This is a genomic window from Sphingobium sp. D43FB (assembly GCF_002312805.1).
Classification (GTDB): Bacteria; Pseudomonadota; Alphaproteobacteria; order Sphingomonadales; family Sphingomonadaceae; genus Sphingobium.
Genome location: NZ_NMUA01000168.1, coordinates 1 through 657, shown reverse-complemented (window position 1 = coordinate 657; position 657 = coordinate 1). Strand labels below are relative to the sequence as shown.

Genomic DNA, 657 nt, shown 5'->3' with positions numbered 1-657 from the left:
GGAACTGCGGGATGACGAAGGTCGATCCGTACATCACCATGCCCAGCGCTAGCGCCATGATAACGACGCTGCCGAACTGTCTGCTCATGACGATTCGCAACTTAAGGACGGGCTTTGTTGCCCGGATTTGTCCGATCCACAACATCACAAACCCTGCTACGGTTATAAACGTCAGCCGGATGATAAGCGTCGATTCGAACCAGTCTTCACGGTGCCCCTCCTCGAGCACGATCGTCAGTCCTCCAAGGCCAAGGATCAAGCCAATAATGCCCAACCAGTCGGCCTCGCGAAGATAGACCCAATTCGTACGTTCGTGCGGCAGTCCGAGCAACAGGAGCAAGAGGAGTATCCCGCAGACCGGCACATTGACGAAGAAGGCATAGTGCCAGCTCAAATTTTCCGTCAGCCAGCCACCGAGCAAGGGGCCAAGAACGGGCCCCAAGATTACGGTCATTCCGAAAAGGGCCATCCCGATAGGCTGCTGGGGTGGCGGGAGTCGCTTTGCGACAATCGTCATGGCGGTCGGTATGAGCAGCCCTCCCATAAGGCCCTGCCCGGTTCGTCCGATGATCATAGTCGTAAGATCTGTGGCGATGCCGCATAGGATGGAGAACCCGGTAAAGGCGGTCACGGAAATGAGGAGGAGGGTTCTCAGTC

General features: G+C 56.8%; 1 protein-coding gene. It reads right to left on the bottom strand.

Going from position 1 to position 657, the window contains the following annotated elements; translation table 11 throughout:
• A partial coding sequence (locus SxD43FB_RS23855) for an MFS transporter (RefSeq protein ID WP_141249652.1) occupies positions 1-657 on the bottom strand: 657 nt, incomplete at both ends.